This window comes from uncultured Thiohalocapsa sp. (assembly GCF_913062725.1).
Classification (GTDB): domain Bacteria; phylum Pseudomonadota; class Gammaproteobacteria; order Chromatiales; family Chromatiaceae; genus Thiohalocapsa.
Genome location: NZ_CAJXWY010000001.1, coordinates 91,896 through 109,333, shown reverse-complemented (window position 1 = coordinate 109,333; position 17,438 = coordinate 91,896). Strand labels below are relative to the sequence as shown.

Below are 17,438 nucleotides of genomic sequence, written 5' to 3'. Positions count from 1 at the left end.
TTAGTCGCCATCGCCGGCCGCAGGATCATCGCCGAAAATGCCGTGCAAAAACCAGCCGCCGGCACCGCGCAGCTCGCGATAGATCCAGAGCCGCTCGCCGGCGATGGTGCGGGCGGCATAGTAGTCTCGGGCCACCGGGCAGTCGTCCCACCAGCCGGTGTCGATGCGCTCGCAGCCGGCCCCCAGATCCAGCGGCCCGTCCAGCCAGGGACGGCCGTCGCGCAATGACAACGCCACCGGCGCCGCCAGTAGCCACAGCGGTCGGTCACGACGCGCACCGGTGGCCGCGCCGGGCACCACCGTCTCCTGCGCCTGGGCCGGTTGCTCGCGGGCTGCCCTGCCCCGGCCGGCGGCCGGCGGCGCCCCGCGCCTGGGGCCCGCTGGCGCCAGGCTCGGCTCGCCCAGGCGCCACGCGCGCTCCGGGCGATGGTCCGCCACCGCCGCCAGCCCCTGCACCGCTGTCCACCCGAGCCGTGCCCGCAAGCGGTCCAGAAGCGCCGGATCGGGTGTCGCGCCGCCGATATCCTGGGGGAAGAGCTCGGTATCGGCGGGCGCCAGCGGGCGCAGTCGCTCGCTGCTGACGCTGATGGCCCGCACCGGCGCCGCCAGCCGCAGCCGGTCCAGGCGCTCGCGCAGCAATGCCAGCCAATGCTGCGGATCCCGCGCCGGCGCCGCCGAGCCGAGGACGAGTGGCGTGGGCGGCCCGTCGGCGTGGTGGAAGCGCCAGTGCAGGTGCTGCACGCCGGCCTGGCGGGCGTAGAGCACTGCGGCCAGCTCGTCGATGAGGCGTCGGCAGGCGAAGGCGAGTGCCGGGGCATCCGGTACCTCCGCCGGCAGCTCCAGCGTGGCGCGAAAGCGTGTCGGCGGCACGTGGGCCCGACGCGGGTCCGGGCGCTCGCCGAGCAGGCACTCCAGCTGCTGCAGCCGGTCGCTGCCCAGGCGCTCGGCGAGCCCGGCCCGTGGCAGACGCAGCAGTTCTCCGACGCGGCCAATGCCCATGCGCTGCAAGTCGTCCAGCTGCGCCGCCGTGAAGTCCAGCGCCGCCACCGGCAGCAGGGCGAGGCGGCGGCGCAGGGCGGCGTGGTCGGCGACGATGCCGGCCCCGGCACCTGCGGTTTCGTTGGCGTCAGTGCCTGCCCGGACATTCAGCTGTGCGGCCTCGCCGGCGGCGGCGAGCACCAGCGCCGCCGCCGGCGTCGGCGCCAGCACACAACGCGCCTGCCAGCCGAGGCCGGCGACGCCATCGAGCACCCGCCGGCGCAATGCCACCGCACCCCCAAAGAGCTTGAGGCTGCGGCCCGCCTCCAGCACCAGGGCCGCCGGCGGCGCCAGGCTCACCTGGTCGCTGAAGCCATAGGCCCAGGTCGCAAGCCGGCTGAGAGCGGCCCGCTCGGCGGCGGGCCGACGCGGCAGAATGCGCAGCTGCGCCGACAGCGCGCGGGCGGCGGCGGCCGATAGCGCGGGCACGATGCCGAGCCGTGCGGCGGCGGCATTGCAGGCGATGATGCGATCATGCTCGCTTACCGCCAGCGGCTGCGGCTGCGCCGATGCCGGCAGGTCTGCGGTCACCGCGGTGTCCGGCCCGTCCGCGGCGAGCGCGGCTCGGGCATCTGCCCCTGCCAACGGCGGATACGAACGGCGCCCGGCGGCTGGTGCGGGAGCGCGATCGGGCGGCAGCGCGCGGCTGTAGACCTCGAGCGCCAGCGCCGGCAGGTGCAGCGCGAGCCAGTTCATGGCGGTGTCCGGCCAGCACCGATGGCGGCGCGCGGGGCGGCTTCAGCGCCGCGGTGCGCTGCGCCGGCGGCGGCTCCGGCGGGCCAGCGGGGCCGGCGGCAGCCCATCGCCGACGGCCTGCACCTTGATGCCCGGCCCCGCCGACACGACGCCGACGCCGGGCCGTGGCTCGCCGCCGCTGTCGGCATCCGGTTGGGCCGGCAGGCGCAGCCGTTGTCCAGACCGACCGCCGCGCTGCTTCAGCAGGGTCACGTCGAGTCCCTCGGCGCAGGCGCTGACCTTGAGCCGCAGTGCCGCCGGGGAAGTCTCGCCGGCGGCGGCCAGCGGGCGCACCAGCAATACCGGCGTGCTCCTCTCGGCGGCGGCGAGCTGCAGGCGGCGCAGCGCCGCCGGTGTCCAGCCGTTGGCGCGCCGCTCGCCCGCGATGCCGCCGGCCCGAGCCCATCGCTGACCATGGGCATGATGATCCATCCAGCCGGCGCCCGGACCGGTCCAGGCCAGCACCGCAGCACAGGTGCCGGAGCGCAGACCCTGCTCCGCCGCCCAGGCGGCGTCGGCCCCGGCATGCACCAGCAGCATGCGTCGCAGGTCCAGCCCGCGGGCCGCCAGTGCCGGTGCGAAGGGAATGTACGGTGGACCCACCCAGAGGAGCCAGCGTGGCTGTCCGGGGTATCCGCCACGGCACTGATGGCCGTGGCTGAACGCCGCCAGCAGCGGCATCAGCAGCGCGAGGCCGGCGCCCGCGTGGGCGCTCAGCACCTCGCTGAGCCCAGCCGCCGGCCAGCCTTGGCCGGCCAGTGCGGCGTCCAGCGCGCGAAAGCCGGTGGGCAGGCCCGTGGGCGCCGCCGGCGGCGCAGCGTGGCCGCGCCAGAGGTCGGTACGATCGGCGAGGAGTTGATCGAGCTGCATGACGCTGCGCTGGGGTGATGTCTACAACGGGCGGGCGTCGCCGGCGCCGGGCGTCAGCCCGCGGCGGAGCACCCCAACGCCGAGCCCTTCGATGACGAGCGTCTGCTTACGCAGATCCACGTGGATGGGTGCGAAATCCGGGTTATCCGGCAGCAGCTGTACGCGGTGACGCCAGTGCGTCTGACGGCGCAAGCGCTTGACGGTCACCTCGTCGTCCAGCCGGGCGACGACGATCTGGCCGTTCTCGGCCGTGGGCGTACGATGCACGGCCAGCAGATCACCATCCAGGATGCCGGCCTCACGCATGCTGAAGCCGCGCACGCGCAGGAGATAGTCCGCCCGCGGATGAAACAGCCCGGGATCCAGCTGGTGGTGCTCCTCGATATGCTCGGCGGCGAGGATGGGGCTGCCGGCGGCCACCCGCCCCACCACGGGCAATTGCCGTTCGTCCGCCGCCGGCACCAGCAGGCGGATGCCGCGGGAGGTGCCCTGCTGCATCTCGATGACGCCGTGCCGGGCCAGGGCCTTGAGGTGGTCCACGGCGGCGGTGACGGACCTGAAGCCGAACGCCTGCGCAATCTCGGCGCGCGTCGGCGGATAGCCCGTCTCCCGTACGTGACGGCGAATCAGCTCCAGGATTTGGCGTTGGCGGGCGGTGAGCCGGTTGGACATGGGTGCGCCGGTTGCCGGGATGAAGGACTGTCATTTTAGACAGTTCTTACGCCGTCGGTCAAACGGATCATCGGCGCCAACGCATCGCCCGTCAGCGCCGTGTCCGCTCGCCGGACCCGGCCCCCCTCGATGCGGCCGCGACAACGGCGCCCGCCGCCGCTATGCTTGGCGCCGCCATGAACCGCGCCAAACGCACCGAGATCTTTTCCCGCTTGCGGGACGCCAACCCCAATCCCACCACCGAACTGCGCTACAGCAGCACCTTCGAGCTGCTGGTGGCGGTCATCCTCTCGGCACAGGCCACGGACAAGGGCGTGAACAAGGCAACGGCTAGGCTGTTTCCGGCGGCGAATACGCCGCAGGCCATCCTGGCGCTCGGCGAGGAAGGTCTGAAGGCGCACATCCGCACCATCGGCCTCTTCAACAGCAAGGCCAAGAACATCATGGCCGCCTGCCGCATCCTGGTAGACGCCCACGGCGGCGAGGTGCCGCGGGAGCGTGCGGCGCTGGAGGCCCTGCCCGGCGTGGGGCGAAAAACGGCCAATGTGATCCTGAACACCGCCTTTGGCGAGCCGGCCATGGCGGTGGATACGCACATTTTCCGCGTCGCCAACCGCACGCGCCTCGCCGTCGGCAAGACGCCGCTGGCGGTGGAACAACGACTGCTGCGGCTGGTGCCAAAGGCGTTCCTGCAGGATGCCCATCACTGGCTGATCCTGCACGGGCGCTATGTCTGCACGGCACGCAAGCCGCGCTGCCCCGAGTGCATCATCGCGGATCTCTGCGAGCACAAGCACAAGACGCCAGCGCCAAACGCCGCCGCAGAGACCGCAGCCAGGGGCGATGAAAAGCCGGCGCGTGACGCCACCTCATGAAACCCAGGCAGTCTTAATCTTTAAGGAGCGACATCCATGTTCGGTGCCCAGCGCGATCCCTATCGCCGCCGTTTCATCGCGGCATGGCAGAAGGCGCAGTCGGGGCAACCCCTGGATCCGCTGGAGCAGCGCATCGCCGAGGTCGTGGAGAAGCACCCGGAGTACCACGGGCTGCTCGCCGATGCAGACAAGGTGCTCGACCGGGACTGGCGACCGGAAGGCGGCGAAGCCAACCCCTTTTTGCACATGGCGCTGCATCTGGCCCTGCTGGAGCAAATCGGCGCCGATCATCCCCGGGGCATCGCTGCCCTCTACCAGGGCGCGCTGCGCGTGCACGGTGATGACGTGCACACACTCGAGCACCGCCTTCTGGACTGCCTGGCGGAGTCCATGTGGCGCATGCAGCGCGACGGCCGCGAGGATGATCCCAACAACTACCTCGCCTGCATTCGCCGCACCCTGGGCTTGCCACCCGCAAGCACGGATACCCGCCGGCTCTGAGTCTTGGGCCATTTACAGGACGTCGTTCGGCGCTGCTTGCGGTGCCAGGGGGTATGGAACGCCGTCACCCGGCGAGCCCGCATCAGCGACGCGCCAACGCCATGGCGGCGGACACCGGCTCAGTGCCCCCCGCCCTTGAGCGCGGACACCATGCCTTCGATGGTGTCCTTGGCATCGCCGAAGATGAGTGACGTGTTGTCCTGATAGAACAACAGGTTGTCGACGCCCGAATAGCCCGGTCGCATGGAGCGCTTGAGGAAGTAGACCTGGCTGGCGCGGCCCGCCTCCAGGATGGGCATGCCGTAGATGGGGCTGGAGGCGTCTTCCTTGGCGGCGGGGTTCACCACGTCGTTGGCCCCCACCACCAGCGCCACGGCGGCGCCCTGGAATTGCGGATTGATCTCGTCCATCTCGAGGACATGATCGTAGGGGATGTCCGCCTCCGCCAGCAGCACATTCATGTGGCCCGGCATGCGCCCCGCCACCGGGTGGATCGCAAACGTCACCGCCACACCCCGCGCCTCGAGCAATTCCATCAGCTCCTTCAGCGCATGCTGGGCCTGGGCCACGGCCATGCCGTAGCCGGGCACGATGATGACCTTGTTCGCATCCTCCATCCAGTAGACGGCGTCGTCGACGGAGGCGGATTTGATGCCCTTCTCAGCGGCCACGGCGCCGGCGCTGTCGCCGCCGCTGGCGTCGGTGCCAAAGCCGCCGAACACCACATTGATGATGCTGCGGTTCATGGCCCGGCACATGATGTAGCTGAGGATGGCGCCGGAGAAGCCCACCAGGGCGCCGACGATGATGAGCAGGTCATTGTGCAGCGTGAAGCCCGTGGCCGCCGCCGCCCAGCCCGAGTAGCTGTTCAGCATGGAGATGATCACCGGCATGTCGGCGCCGCCGATGGGGATGATCAGCGTGCCGCCGAGCACGAAGGCGAGCAGCGTCATCAGCAGCAGCGAGAGCACACTCCCGGTCATGGCGAAATGCACGGCCAGCAGTACCGTGACGATGGCGATGCCCGCATTCAGCAGGTGCTGCCCGGCGAATTTGATGGGCGCCCCGGACATGATGCCCTGGAGCTTGGCGAAGGCGATGACCGAGCCCGTAAAGGTGATGGCACCGATGACGATACCCGCCGAGAGCTCGCCCATCAGCACGGCGTTGAGGGTGCCCGCCTGGGCGCGATTGAGGAAGGTGCCGATGGCCACCAGCACCGCTGCCATGCCGACGAAGCTGTGCAGCGCCGCCACCAGCTGCGGCATCGCCGTCATCTGGATGCGCAGCGCCACCGCGATGCCGATGCCGGCGCCGATGACGCCGGCGATGATGATGAGCAGATAGTCCTGCACCTCGGTGCCGAGCAGGGTCGCGCCCAGCGCGATGACCATGCCGAGCATGCCAAAGAGATTGCCGCGCCGGGCCGTCGCCGGGTGTGTCAGCCCCTTCAGGGCAAAGATGAAGAGCACGGCCGAGACCAGGTAGGCCACGGCCAGTTGATTCATGCTCAGTGCCATGCGTCCGTCCTCCTATTTCTTCTTTTTGAACATGGACAGCATCCGGTGCGTCACCAGAAAGCCACCGAAGACGTTGATGCTTGCGAGCAGCACCGCGAAGAAGCCCATGCCGGAGGCGAGCCAGCCGGCCTCATCCAGTCCGGTCACCAGCAACGCTCCCACCAGCACAATGCCGGAAATGGCGTTGGTGAGTGCCACCAACGGGGTGTGCAGGGACGGTGTCACACCCCAGATCACGTAGTAGCCGATGAAGCAGGCGAGGATGAAGACGTAGAGGGCGGTGAGGGATTCGGACATGGGTGCTCCGCGGCTGAGTCAGCGGGGTTGAGTAAGCAGGGCTGGGATGTCAGCGAAAAGCGGCGATGCCGGGGGGCCAGTGACGTTCCCATGCCGCAGCATGGCGGTGCGGCACGGGCTGACCGGGTGTGCTACCGCGCGCCGCGTCGTCTCACGGCCGTCGTGCATGGGCGCTGCGTGCGCTCAGGCCGACACCAGCATGGCCTGAGTGATCTCATCTTGGCGAAGATCCTTGAGCACCGGGCCGCGATCGCTCTTCTCCACCATGATCTCCAGCAGGTTGGCGAGGTTCTTCGCATAGAAGGCGCTCGCATCCGCCGGCACCATGGCCGGATAGTTGGTGTGGCCGACGAGGATCACGCCGTGGCGCACGACGATCTGGTCGGCCTCGGTGAGCTTGCAGTTGCCGCCATTGGCCGCGGCGAGGTCGACGATCACCGAGCCCTCGCGCATGCGCCCGACGACCTCCTCGGTGATCAGCTCGGGCGCCGGGCGACAGGGAATCAACGCCGTGGTGATGATCACGTGCGCTTTCGCCAGCTCATCGGCCAGCAGCTGCTGCTGCTTCGCCTTGGCCTCCGCGGATAGCTCTTTGGCATAACCGCCCTCCCCGGCGCCGCTCTCGCCCAGGTCCAGCTCGATGGCCTTGGCGCCGAGGGATTCGATCTGCTCTTTGGTTTCGGGGCGCACATCGTAGGCATGCACATCGGCGCCGAGCCGCCGCGCCGTGGCGATGGCCTGCAGCCCTGCCACGCCGGCCCCGAGCACCACCAGCCGCGCCGGCTTCGCAGAGCCCGCGGAGGTCATCATCATCGGGAAGAAGCGCCCGTAGCGGGCGGCGGCCTCGAGCACCGCGCGATAGCCGGCGATGTTGCTCTGGGAGGACAGGGCATCCATGGACTGGGCACGGGAGATGCGCGGCATGCGCTCCATGCCCAGCACGGTGACGCCGTTCTCAACCATGCGGCCGACGGTGGGATCATCACCGCAGCTTTCCAGCAGACCGATGTAGACGGCGCCGGCGCGCACCGCCGCGGCCTCGTCGTCGCTGGGGCGGCGAACCTTCAGCACGATATCCGCCTGGAAGCAGGTCTCGCGCGCCACCAGCCGCACGCCGGCGGCTTCATAGGCGGCATCGGTGTAGTGGGCATCGGCGCCGGCGCCGGCCTCCAGCAGCACTTCAAAGCCCTGCTTGATGAGCTTTTGCGCCACCTCCGGCGTGGTGGCGACACGGGTTTCGCCGGCGAGGGACTCTTGCGGAATTCCGAGCTTCATGGGCTTGGTGTCAGGGCTGGTGGTGCGGTGATGCGTTTATTATCGGGCGGGCCGGCGCGTGGCCGGTCAGCGCTGCGGCATTATCGACGCTGCACCCGGTGATCTCAAGGAATCCGCGCCGCCGCCACCCGCCGGGCTGCGTCGGATCAACCGGCGATGAGCCGGATCACCGGGTCTGCCATCGGCGCCGGATGCCGGCGCACGCCCCGCATGGCTGCAACGCCAGGCGCCGCCGGCGGCGGCGTTTCAGTGCGTGCCGCCGTTGGGCGATTTCATGGCTCGCAGGATCTGGGCGGCGATCTCCTCGATGGATTGGTTGGACGTATTCAGCACCGAGATGTTGTGGCGTCTGAACATGGTCTGGGCTTCGCGGATGTCGCGTCGACAGCGCTCCGCAGAAGCATAGGCGCTGCCGCGGCGGCGCTCTTCGCGGATGGCCTGCAGGCGCTGGGCGTCGATGGTGAGGCCATAGACATGCGCACGGGCGTCGATCACCTCGGGGGGCAGATCGCCGCGCTCGAAGTCCTCCTCGGTGATGGGATGGTTGGCGGCGCGCAACCCGTAGTGCATGGCCAGGTACAGGCACGTGGGCGTCTTGCCACTGCGCGAGACCCCCACCAGCACCACATCGGCATGGCGGAAATTGTCCGGGCGCACGCCGTCGTCGTTGGCCATGGCGAAGTTGATGGCCTCGATACGCTTGGTGTAGCTGCTCGGCTTGGTGATGGCGTGGCTGCGCCCGGATTCGCGGCTCGGCGCCACACCCAGCTCAACGCTCAAGGGCTCCACGAAGTGCTCGAACAGCTCCAGGTAGAAACAATCGCCCTGCTTCAGGATCGCCGCGATCTCCTCGTCCAGCATGGTCGCGAAGACGATGGGCCGCACGTCGTCGCGGGCGTGGGCCTCGTTCATGCGCTGGCAGAGCGCCCGCGCCCGCGCCTCGGTGTTGATGTAGGGCATGTAGACCTGCTCGAAATCGACGGTGTCGAACTGCGACAACAGGCTGAGCCCCATGGTCTCGGCGGTGATGCCGGTGCTCTCGGATACGAAGTAGACGGTACGCTTCATGGGCTGTGATTCATATCAATGCGGCTCGGGACCTGCGGGGGGCAATATTAGTCGATGGTGAAAGAGCGCCGCCGTCATGGCGACGCAGACACCGCCACCGCGATAGAGGCCAGAGCCATGCCCACCATCAGCACCGACCAAGATCTGCGCAGTTTGCTCAATCGGTTACCCGAGGACCAGCAGCGGGTCGTCGGCGCCCGCTTCGCCGACAGCGTCAAGCGCTTGAGCCGCGACGAGCGTGTGAACCGCGCCATCGCCACGGCGCTGCGCGCGGATGCCGCCGCCGGCGAGCTGGAGGATGCCTACCGCACCACCAGGGCCTACGCCACCAAAACCTACACCGACTGCGGCAAAGACACGGACTGGCTGGCGCAGGCGGACCACTTCGTTGCGGCGGCGGCCGCCGCTGCACTGACACCGGGCAACCTGCTGCCGGAGAAAAGCAACCGTGCCTGGAAGGCCGCGATGCAGGCCCGCATGGCCAACAACTGCGAGCTGGTGGAGCGCGATGACGACGGCCACGGCGACGAGGTGCAGCGCCAGTACGCCATCGCCGGTGAGTTCCTGGGCGCCGCGGGCTGAGCCGTGTGCCACCGGCGGTCTGGCGCCCTCGCGCCAGCCCCGGGAGCGGTGCCCGACGGTGGCGATCGGCCGGGGACATCGCTCGGGGCCATCGATCGCTGCATGGACTTCCGGTCAGGCGCTCTGTCCGTCGCCTGCGGTGCGGGCATCCAAGTCCTGTGCCGCCAGCATCTCGTCGTAGAGCGCCCAGGCCTCGGCGGCGCGCGCGGCGTCGATGCGCTCGATGACATGGCCCAGATGCACCACCACGTAGTCGCCGACGGCGACAGTCTCCGGCCCCAGCAGCAAAAGCGTCGCCGCGCGCTCCACGCCCTTCGCCTCGCAGCGGGCGACGAGACCGTCGATGGCTGTGATCTGCATCGGAATACCCATGCACATGATGGCGACCCGTCCCGTTAAGCGTTGTCATCAAGCCTAAGGCGCGCCCGCTGGTGCCCGCAAGCCGTGATCACCGTCTTCCTGTGCCCGATCAATCCAAACGGGCGATGGCTGCGGCATCATCCGATGCACAAGCCCGCGCCCGGCGCCAATGCCGCCTCCCAATGCCGCCCCCCGGCGCCGCTTCCAGCACCGCCCCCAATGCGGCCCCAGTGACCACCCCGAGTGCCGCCCATCCCGGCGGCGAGCGAAGATATGCCCGTGATCGAGCAGACGCACAAGCCTTTCGAAGCCGCAGCGCCCACCCTGATTCTGGGTCTCGGCAACATACTGCTGACGGACGAGGCCGTCGGTGTCGCCGTGCTCCAGGCCCTGGAGGCCGCCACCGAAGGTAATCCCAATCTCACGCTGATGGATGGCGGCACGCTGAGCTTCACCCTCGCCGGGCCCATTGCGGAGGCGGCCTGGCTCATCGTCGTCGACGCCGCGCGCATGGGCCAGGCGCCGGGCACCGTCCGCTTGCTCGAAGGCGATGCCATGGACGCGCAGCTCGCCAAGCACGCGAACAACGTCCACGAGGTGAGTCTCTCGGATCTGTTCGACATCGCCCGGCTCACCGACAGCCTGCCTGCTCGCCGGGCGCTGGTAGGGATCGAGCCGGACACCGTGGATTGGGGTAGCACCCTGACCCCGGCGGTTGCCGCCGCCGTGCCGCAGGCGGTGACACAAATTCGCGCCCTGCTCGCGCGCTGGGGCGCGGAAGGCTGATATGGGCCCGCAGACACTGCCTTGGGTCAAAGCCCGCACAATTAGATTCAACTAAAATTATCAAATAGCGATATGGGAGCATGACATGGCATCCATCGGGGACATCCCGATCAAGGTGGAGGGCGAGCCGGCGGCCCCGGTCGCTTACGGCAATGCACTGCCGGTGCTGAGCCAGGTCCGCCACGCCTTGGCGCAGCTCATCCAAGGTGGCGAGCCGACGCAGATCGACCTCGGCGCCATGCCCTTTGGTCCGGGGGATGAGGAGCGGCTCATGACCCTGCTGGGCAGCGGCGAAGTCACCGCCAGCGTCGATGCACTCGGGCCCACCCGCATCCAAGAGACCGCCTTCAGCGGTGTCTGGGTGGTGGAGTACCTGAATACCGACGGTCAGCGGGTCGCCCTGCACCTGGAAGTGGACCATGCGCCGCGGCTGCTGCGCAGCCAGCCGGCAGATCTGAGCGACGCCCTGGCGGCCCTCGATGCCAGACTCTCGGCCCCGGACGCCAACCCTGCGCCGGGCGACTGAGCGCCCATGCGCCGGCGTGCCGGGCGCCCGATGAGGCGCGGCGGGGTGCCGATGCATCGGCGTCACGCAGAGGCGGCCCGTCCGCCAGCTTTTTTACGTCCGGCAAGGGATTGCCTGTCCCTCAAACAGCAGGAGGAATGATGGTCACAGCAAGCCCGCATCGGCCGGATGGGCGGCCCGCGCCGGCCCGGCAAGCGACACTCGGCGAGAGTCTGCGCCGCAACGGCGTCTCCCGCCGTGGTTTTCTGAAATTTTGCGCCGCCACCGCCAGCATGATGGCGCTGCCGCCGAGCATGGCGCCGGCCATCGCCGCGGCGTTGGAAAGCGCGCGGCGGCCGTCGGTGATCTGGCTCTCCTTCCAGGAGTGCACCGGCTGCACCGAGTCTCTCACCCGCAGCTTCTCGCCGACGGTGGAGAATCTGATCCTGGACACCATCAGCCTGGACTATCACCACACGCTGCAGGCCGCCGCCGGCGATGCCGCCGAGCACGCGCGCGAAGCCGCCATGCACGCCAATGCCGGCGAGTATCTGGTGGTGGTGGACGGCTCCCTGCCCGGCCCCGGGGCCAATCCCGGCTACAGCACCATCGCCGGCATCAGCAACTATGACATGCTGATGGAAACCGTCGCCGACGCCGCCGCCGTCATCGCCGTTGGCAGCTGCGCCGCCTTCGGCGGCTTGCCCAAGGCGAGCCCGAACCCCTCCGGGGCCGTGGCGGTGCAGGACCTGGTGAAGGACAAGCCCGTCATCAATGTCTCCGGCTGCCCGCCGCTGCCCATGGTCATCACCGGCGTGCTGGCGCAGTACCTCACCTTCGGCAAGCTGCCGGAGCTGGATCAATACAACCGCCCGCTGGCCTTCTTCGGTCAGTCCATCCACGACCGCTGCTACCGGCGGCCGTTCTATGACAAGGGCCTGTTTGCGGAAACCTTCGACGACGAGGGCGCCAAGAAGGGCTGGTGCCTGTATCGCCTCGGCTGCAAGGGCCCCATGACCTACAACGCCTGTGCCACCATGAAGTGGAACGGCGGCACGAGCTGGCCGGTGGAGGCCGGGGCGCCCTGCCTGGGCTGCTCGGAGCCCGATTTCTGGGACGCCGGGGGCTTCTACGACGCCCTGTCGGTGCCACCGGGCAATTCCGGCGACATGCTGCTCGCCGCCGGTGCGGCCGGTGTCGCCGTCGGTGCCGGCGTCGGTCTGCTGGCCCGCAGCCAGGCGAAGGGTGCCGCCAAGCAACACCAGACCGTCACCGCTGAAGAGCTGGAGCAGAAGCTATGACCGCTGTGGAGTTCCTGATGCTCACCAAGGGTCCGCTGTTCCAGGCGGCCCTGGCCGTGTTCGCACTCGGTGTGCTGGTGCGGCTGGTGGAGATTCTGGCCCTGGGGCGCGCGCACAACTACGCCGCCCCCCGCGGCAGCGCCGCGCTGGGTGGCCTGCGCACCATGTACAAGCGCTTCGAGCCCGACCCCGGCACCTTCAAGGCCGCGCCCTTCGATGTGGTGGTGGGCATGGTGTGGCACATCGGCTTCATCGTCGCGCTGCTCCTGTTCATCCCGCACGTGGAGCTGATCAAGTCCACCTTCGGCATCGCCTGGCCGGCCCTGCCGAATCCGGTGGTCGATGCGATCACGGCGATTACCATCCTGGGTCTGCTGGCGGCCCTGGTGCACCGCCTGGCGCATCCGGTCAAGCGCTTTCTGTCCACGCCGGAGGACTACCTGATCTGGGGTGTGACCTTCCTGGTGATGATCACGGGCTATCTCGCCTATCACCGCCTCATCAACCCCTATCCGCTGGCGCTCGGCATCCACATCCTGGCGGCCGAGATCTTCCTGGTGGTGCTGCCGTTCACCAAGCTCACGCACATGTTCACGGCCTTCGTCGCACGCTACTACAACGGCGCCACGTTCGGCCGTAAGGGGGTCCAGTCATGACCGAAGCCGTGCTCACACCCGGGGCCGACCTGCCTGAGAGCAGCGGCACCACGCAAGCCGCCGGTGGCTTCTCCTTGGCGCGCGGGCTGAATGCGCTGCGCGAAGAGATGGACGCCCCCGTCGCGTCCTTCTTCTCCAGCTGCGTGCACTGCGGGCTCTGCGCCACCGCCTGCCCGTTCTTCGTCGAGACCGGGGACCCGAAGTACACCCCCATCCACAAGCTGGAGCCCATGCGCATCCTGTGGGAGCAGGAGTTCACCTTCTGGGGCAAGCTCAAGGGGGTGCTTCGAGAAAAGCTGCCGCTGGACAAGCTCGGTCTGGACAAGCACTTTGCGGGCAAGCAGGTCACCGACGAGATGCTCGCCGAATGGGAGCCCCTGCTGTACGACTCCTGCACCATGTGCGGGCGCTGCTCCATGGTGTGCCCCGTCGGCAATGACATCCAGTACATGATCCGCAAGGCCCGCGAAGGCCAGGTGGCCTCCGGCCACTCGCCGGAGGGGCTCGTCGCCGCCTCGGTGCGCGCCGTCAATACCGGCAGCCCCATGGGGCTCAAGTGGAAGACGCTGGATGTGCAAATCAGGCATGTGGAGCAATCCACCGGCCTGGAGGTGCCCATCGACAAACAGGGCGCCGACTATCTGGTGTTGCTGTCCTCCATGGAGATCATCAACTTCCCGGAATATCTGGAAGCGCTGACCAAGATCTTCGCCCATGCCGGTGTCAGCTGGACCCTGAGCCAGCAGTGCTTCGAGGCCACCAACGCGGGCATTCAGATCGGCTCCAAGGACATCGCTGCGGTGCTGGTGCAGCGGGTGGTGGACGCCGCCGAAGCCCTGGACGTGAAGAACGTCATCAGCCCCGAGTGCGGTCACGCCTATACCGCCATCCGCTGGGAAGGCCCCAACGCCATCAAGCGCGCCTATCCGTTCAAGGTGTTCCACATCATTGAGGTGCTGGACCAACTGCGCGCCGACGGGCGCATCAAGACCGAGGGCAGGGAGGACGACAGGCTGTCGCTGCACGACCCCTGCAACCTGGCGCGCAAGAGCGGTGTGATCCAGCAGCAGCGCAACCTGATGGATCTGGTGGCGGAGAACTTCGTCGACCTGAAGGAGCACGGCAAGATGCAGTGGTGCTGCGGGGCCGGCGGCGGCGTCTCGTCCAACGAGCGCGCCGAGGCGCTGAAGCTTGCCGCCTTCAAGAAGAAGAAGGCACAGATCGAAGAGGTGGAGCCGGACCGCATGGTGACCATGTGCGCCACCTGCCGCACCCAGCTCGAGGAAGGGCTGGAAGAGTTCACCATGGACATCCCCGTGATCGGCCTGACAGAGCTCATCGCCGACCACCTTGTGGAGAGTGACGAGGGTACTCACGCATGAACCAACGCGTCGTCGTCGACCCCATCACCCGCATCGAGGGCCATCTGCGCATCGAGGCGGAAATGGATGGACAGAATATCGCCCAAGCCTACTCCTCCGGCACCATGGTGCGCGGCATCGAGACCATCCTGAAGGGACGGGACCCGCGCGACGCCTGGGCCTATGCCCAGCGCATCTGCGGCGTCTGCACCCTGGTGCACGGCGTAGCGTCGGTGCGCTCGGTGGAGGACGCCCTCGGCGTGGACGTACCGCCGAATGCGCAGCTGATTCGCAACATGATGATCGGCGCCCAGTACATCCACGATCATGTGATGCACTTCTATCACCTGCACGCGCTGGACTGGGTGGATGTGGTCTCGAGCTTGCGCGCCGACCCCAAGGCGACTTCAGAGCTGGCGCAGAGCATCAGCCGCTGGCCCAAGTCTTCACCGGGTTATTTCGCCGATGTGCAACAGCGCATCAAGGGCTTCGTGGAGTCCGGCCAGCTCGGCATCTTCGCCAACGGCTATTGGGGCCACCCCGCCTACAAGCTGCCGCCGGAGGCCAACCTGATGGCGGTGGCGCATTACCTGGAAGCGCTCGGCTGGCAGCGGGAGGCGGCCAAGCTGCACGCCATCTTCGGCGGCAAGAATCCGCACCCGAACTTCGTCGTCGGCGGGCTCACCTCCCCCATCGATCTGAACTCGGACTCGGCCATCAACGCCAAGAAGCTGGCCCAGGTGCAGGATCTGATCAAGCTGATGCAGCAATTCGTGGCCCAGGTGTATGTGCCGGACACCATTGCCATCGCAAGCTTCTACAAGGACTGGGCCGAGCGCGGCGAAGGGCTCGGCAACTTCCTCTGCTACGGCGACCTGCCCATGTCCGGCGGCAGCCTGCGCAATACGGCCGACTTCCTGTTCCCGCGCGGGGCCATTCTCAACCGGGACCTCGGCAACATCCAGCCGGTGGACCTCCATGCCGACGGCGAGATCCAGGAGTTCATCGCCCACTCCTGGTACGAATACGACGCGGGCAACGAGGCCGGCCTGCACCCCTACGCCGGCGAGACCAATCTGGAATACGACAGGCGCGGCGGCGTGAAACCGCCCTACAAGCAGCTCGACGTGCAGGACGGCTACTCCTGGCTCAAGTCCCCGCGCTGGAACAACGCATCCGTGGAGGTCGGCCCGCTGGCGCGCATGCTGCTGCTCTACGCCGACACCAGCGCCCAAGCCCATCCACAAGCCAAGGAGCTGGTGGACTCGACCATGGCGCAGCTCGGGCTGCCGGTGGACGCGCTCTTCTCCACCCTCGGGCGCACCGCCGCGCGGACGCTGGAGTCTCAGATCGTCGCCGACGCCATGCAGGGCTGGTACGACCAGCTCATCGCCAACGTCAAAGGCGGCGACAGCAAGACCTTCGCCGAGGCCCTGTGGCAGCCGTCCAGCTGGCCCAAGCGGGCCCAGGGTGCCGGTTTCATGGAGGCCCCGCGCGGCGCGCTCGGGCATTGGATCGTCATCGAGGACGAGAAGATCGCCAACTACCAGGCGGTGGTCCCCTCCACCTGGAACGCCGGCCCCCGCGATCCCGAGGGCGTCCCCGGCGCCTACGAGGCCGCCCTGCAGCACAACACCCAGCTGCATGATCCCAAGCAGCCCATCGAGATCCTGCGCACCATCCACTCCTTCGACCCCTGCATCGCTTGCGCCGTGCACCTGGCCGACCCCGAGACCGGCGAGTCCATCGAGATCAAGGTGAGCTGAGACCCACGCCCCGGCCGGCGGCGCAACGCCGCCGGCCCACGCCCTGCATGTCGCTGGTCCTCCAACACTATTTCATGTAGGTGCTCAACGAGCGTAAGCTGGCGCCGGTGAGCGTGCGCCTGCCGACCTTCGAGGAGCAACCCCCTGATCTCCAGCCCCCGCGTCATCGTCGGCCTCTCCGGCGGCGTCGACTCCGCCGTCGCGGCGCACCTGCTGCGGCGTCAGGGCTACGCGGTGGAAGGCCTGTTCATGAAGAACTGGGAGGAGGACGACGCGCCCGGCTATTGCTCGGCCGCCGAGGATCTGGCCGACGCGCAGGCCGCGGCCGATCAGCTCGGCATCCCGCTCAGAACCGTCAACTTCGCCGCCGAATACTGGGACCGCGTGTTCGCCGCCTTCCTCGCCGAATACCGCGCGCTGCGCACCCCGAACCCGGACGTGCTCTGCAACAGCGAGATCAAGTTCCGCGCCTTCCTGGACCACGCGCTGGACCTGGGGGCCGAGTGGATCGGCACCGGCCACTATGCCCGGGTCACCCACGGCGCAGCGGGCAGCCGCCTCGGGCGCGCCCGGGATGCGGCCAAGGACCAGACCTACTTCCTGCATCGGCTCACACAGCACCAGCTCCAGCACGCACTGTTCCCGCTGGCGGACCTCACCAAGGCGGATGTCCGCGGCATCGCCCGCGGGCTGGGGCTTGCGAATGCGGGCAAGAAGGACAGCACCGGCATCTGCTTCATCGGCGAGCGCCGCTTTGCGGACTTCCTGGCGCGCTGGCTTGCGGATGACCCAGGCCCCATCGAGACACCCGCAGGCCGGGTCCTGGGCGAGCACCGTGGGCTCGCCTGGTACACCATCGGCCAGCGCTCGGGGCTCGGCATCGGCGGCGTGCGCGAGGCCGGCGAGGCGCCCTGGTTCGTCGCCGCCAAGGACGCCGCGCGCAACGCGCTGATTGTCGTCCAGGGGGCTCGACATCCCCTGCTCTACGCCCAGGGCCTGTGCGGTGAGCAGCTGCACTGGATCGCGGGGGCACCGCCGGTAGCCGCAGACCGGCTGCCGTTCACCTGCCTGTGTCGGCTGCGCCACCGCCAGCCGCTGCAGCGCTGCACCCTGGTCGAGTACGATACGGCCCTGTGCAGGGTTCGCTTCGCCGAGCCGCAGCGCGCCGTCACGCCCGGGCAGTCCGTGGTGTTCTATCTTGGGGATGAATGCCTCGGCGGTGCCGTGATCACCGCGGCGGCTTAGGCCCCGCCGACGTCGCCGGCCCAGG

At 68.6% G+C, this 17,438-nt stretch carries 18 protein-coding genes; 10 read left to right on the top strand and 8 right to left on the bottom strand.

Translation table 11 applies throughout. From position 1 onward, the window contains the following. Genes QZ588_RS00500 through lexA form a run of 3 tightly spaced genes read right to left on the bottom strand, consistent with a single transcriptional unit; the run spans position 1 to position 3,315 of the window. Positions 1-1,734, bottom strand: coding sequence for a DNA polymerase Y family protein (locus tag QZ588_RS00500; protein WP_295538455.1), 1,734 nt, complete (start codon positions 1,732-1,734; stop codon positions 1-3). A gap of 42 nt (positions 1,735-1,776) precedes the next feature. Continuing rightward, positions 1,777-2,643 (bottom strand): hypothetical protein, encoded by an 867-nt coding sequence (locus QZ588_RS00495; protein WP_295538452.1) that lies wholly within the window; start codon positions 2,641-2,643, stop codon positions 1,777-1,779. A gap of 21 nt (positions 2,644-2,664) precedes the next feature. Beyond that, positions 2,665-3,315, bottom strand: coding sequence for a transcriptional repressor LexA (gene lexA / locus QZ588_RS00490; protein WP_295538450.1), 651 nt, complete (start codon positions 3,313-3,315; stop codon positions 2,665-2,667). 176 nt (positions 3,316-3,491) lie between these two features. On the opposite strand from lexA, the gene nth reads away from it, so the two are divergent. Next, a complete protein-coding gene (gene nth / locus QZ588_RS00485) occupies positions 3,492-4,190 on the top strand; it encodes an endonuclease III (protein WP_295538449.1) in 699 nt (232 codons plus the stop codon). A 36-nt stretch (positions 4,191-4,226) separates the two neighbouring features. After that, positions 4,227-4,691: a DUF1841 family protein gene (locus QZ588_RS00480; RefSeq protein WP_295538447.1), complete on the top strand. Its 465-nt coding sequence runs from the start codon at positions 4,227-4,229 to the stop codon at positions 4,689-4,691. A 119-nt stretch (positions 4,692-4,810) separates the two neighbouring features. Here the strand turns inward: QZ588_RS00480 and QZ588_RS00475 are convergent, their stop codons facing one another. From QZ588_RS00475 to QZ588_RS00460, 4 genes are all read right to left on the bottom strand, one after another. Continuing rightward, on the bottom strand, positions 4,811-6,211 hold the full coding sequence (locus QZ588_RS00475; protein WP_295538445.1) for an NAD(P)(+) transhydrogenase (Re/Si-specific) subunit beta: 1,401 nt from the start codon (positions 6,209-6,211) through the stop codon (positions 4,811-4,813). Positions 6,212-6,223: 12 nt separating this feature from the next. After that, positions 6,224-6,508, bottom strand: a complete 285-nt coding sequence (locus QZ588_RS00470; RefSeq protein ID WP_295538443.1) for a proton-translocating transhydrogenase family protein — start codon at positions 6,506-6,508, stop codon at positions 6,224-6,226. 183 nt (positions 6,509-6,691) lie between these two features. Continuing rightward, on the bottom strand, positions 6,692-7,783 hold the full coding sequence (locus tag QZ588_RS00465; RefSeq protein ID WP_295538440.1) for a Re/Si-specific NAD(P)(+) transhydrogenase subunit alpha: 1,092 nt from the start codon (positions 7,781-7,783) through the stop codon (positions 6,692-6,694). 246 nt (positions 7,784-8,029) lie between these two features. Continuing rightward, positions 8,030-8,851, bottom strand: a complete 822-nt coding sequence (locus QZ588_RS00460) for a pyruvate, water dikinase regulatory protein (protein ID WP_295538438.1) — start codon at positions 8,849-8,851, stop codon at positions 8,030-8,032. A gap of 117 nt (positions 8,852-8,968) precedes the next feature. Here QZ588_RS00460 and QZ588_RS00455 point away from each other — a divergent pair, with 117 nt between their 5' ends. Continuing rightward, positions 8,969-9,433: a hypothetical protein gene (locus QZ588_RS00455; protein WP_295538437.1), complete on the top strand. Its 465-nt coding sequence runs from the start codon at positions 8,969-8,971 to the stop codon at positions 9,431-9,433. 114 nt (positions 9,434-9,547) lie between these two features. On the opposite strand, the gene QZ588_RS00450 is transcribed toward QZ588_RS00455, so the two are convergent. After that, on the bottom strand, positions 9,548-9,805 hold the full coding sequence (locus QZ588_RS00450; protein WP_366929519.1) for a HypC/HybG/HupF family hydrogenase formation chaperone: 258 nt from the start codon (positions 9,803-9,805) through the stop codon (positions 9,548-9,550). Between the two features lie 267 nt (positions 9,806-10,072). On the opposite strand from QZ588_RS00450, the gene QZ588_RS00445 reads away from it, so the two are divergent. From QZ588_RS00445 to mnmA, 7 genes are all read left to right on the top strand, one after another. Beyond that, complete coding sequence (locus QZ588_RS00445) at positions 10,073-10,579, top strand: hydrogenase maturation protease (RefSeq protein ID WP_295538433.1); 507 nt, start codon at positions 10,073-10,075, stop codon at positions 10,577-10,579. Between the two features lie 85 nt (positions 10,580-10,664). Further along, on the top strand, positions 10,665-11,105 hold the full coding sequence (locus QZ588_RS00440; RefSeq protein WP_295538431.1) for a hydrogenase expression/formation C-terminal domain-containing protein: 441 nt from the start codon (positions 10,665-10,667) through the stop codon (positions 11,103-11,105). Between the two features lie 137 nt (positions 11,106-11,242). After that, on the top strand, positions 11,243-12,385 hold the full coding sequence (locus QZ588_RS00435; RefSeq protein ID WP_295538429.1) for a hydrogenase small subunit: 1,143 nt from the start codon (positions 11,243-11,245) through the stop codon (positions 12,383-12,385). Beyond that, entirely contained in the window at positions 12,382-13,041 is a 660-nt protein-coding gene (locus tag QZ588_RS00430; RefSeq protein ID WP_295538427.1) for a hypothetical protein, read from the top strand. The genes QZ588_RS00435 and QZ588_RS00430 overlap by 4 nt, the downstream gene beginning before the upstream one ends. Before the next feature lie 107 nt (positions 13,042-13,148). Further along, the gene (locus tag QZ588_RS00425) at positions 13,149-14,423 is read left to right on the top strand and encodes a (Fe-S)-binding protein (protein WP_295538505.1); all 1,275 of its coding nucleotides are present in this window, start codon (positions 13,149-13,151) and stop codon (positions 14,421-14,423) included. After that, on the top strand, positions 14,420-16,168 hold the full coding sequence (locus QZ588_RS00420; protein ID WP_295538424.1) for a nickel-dependent hydrogenase large subunit: 1,749 nt from the start codon (positions 14,420-14,422) through the stop codon (positions 16,166-16,168). The genes QZ588_RS00425 and QZ588_RS00420 overlap by 4 nt, the downstream gene beginning before the upstream one ends. 144 nt (positions 16,169-16,312) lie before the next feature. Next, positions 16,313-17,413, top strand: a complete 1,101-nt coding sequence (gene mnmA, locus QZ588_RS00415; protein ID WP_295538502.1) for a tRNA 2-thiouridine(34) synthase MnmA — start codon at positions 16,313-16,315, stop codon at positions 17,411-17,413. The last annotated feature ends 25 nt before the right edge of the window (positions 17,414-17,438 follow it).

Bases quoted from the DNA above. Each gene is read 5' to 3' on its own strand.
- QZ588_RS00500 (WP_295538455.1), bottom strand. From the start codon at position 1,734: ATGAACTGGCTCGCGCTGCACCTGCCGGCGCTGGCGCTCGAGGTCTAC.
- QZ588_RS00495 (WP_295538452.1), bottom strand. From the start codon at position 2,643: ATGCAGCTCGATCAACTCCTCGCCGATCGTACCGACCTCTGGCGCGGC.
- lexA (WP_295538450.1), bottom strand. From the start codon at position 3,315: ATGTCCAACCGGCTCACCGCCCGCCAACGCCAAATCCTGGAGCTGATT.
- nth (WP_295538449.1), top strand. From the start codon at position 3,492: ATGAACCGCGCCAAACGCACCGAGATCTTTTCCCGCTTGCGGGACGCC.
- QZ588_RS00480 (WP_295538447.1), top strand. From the start codon at position 4,227: ATGTTCGGTGCCCAGCGCGATCCCTATCGCCGCCGTTTCATCGCGGCA.
- QZ588_RS00475 (WP_295538445.1), bottom strand. From the start codon at position 6,211: ATGGCACTGAGCATGAATCAACTGGCCGTGGCCTACCTGGTCTCGGCC.
- QZ588_RS00470 (WP_295538443.1), bottom strand. From the start codon at position 6,508: ATGTCCGAATCCCTCACCGCCCTCTACGTCTTCATCCTCGCCTGCTTC.
- QZ588_RS00465 (WP_295538440.1), bottom strand. From the start codon at position 7,783: ATGAAGCTCGGAATTCCGCAAGAGTCCCTCGCCGGCGAAACCCGTGTC.
- QZ588_RS00460 (WP_295538438.1), bottom strand. From the start codon at position 8,851: ATGAAGCGTACCGTCTACTTCGTATCCGAGAGCACCGGCATCACCGCC.
- QZ588_RS00455 (WP_295538437.1), top strand. From the start codon at position 8,969: ATGCCCACCATCAGCACCGACCAAGATCTGCGCAGTTTGCTCAATCGG.
- QZ588_RS00450 (WP_366929519.1), bottom strand. From the start codon at position 9,805: ATGGGTATTCCGATGCAGATCACAGCCATCGACGGTCTCGTCGCCCGC.
- QZ588_RS00440 (WP_295538431.1), top strand. From the start codon at position 10,665: ATGGCATCCATCGGGGACATCCCGATCAAGGTGGAGGGCGAGCCGGCG.
- QZ588_RS00435 (WP_295538429.1), top strand. From the start codon at position 11,243: ATGATGGTCACAGCAAGCCCGCATCGGCCGGATGGGCGGCCCGCGCCG.
- QZ588_RS00430 (WP_295538427.1), top strand. From the start codon at position 12,382: ATGACCGCTGTGGAGTTCCTGATGCTCACCAAGGGTCCGCTGTTCCAG.
- QZ588_RS00425 (WP_295538505.1), top strand. From the start codon at position 13,149: ATGGACGCCCCCGTCGCGTCCTTCTTCTCCAGCTGCGTGCACTGCGGG.
- QZ588_RS00420 (WP_295538424.1), top strand. From the start codon at position 14,420: ATGAACCAACGCGTCGTCGTCGACCCCATCACCCGCATCGAGGGCCAT.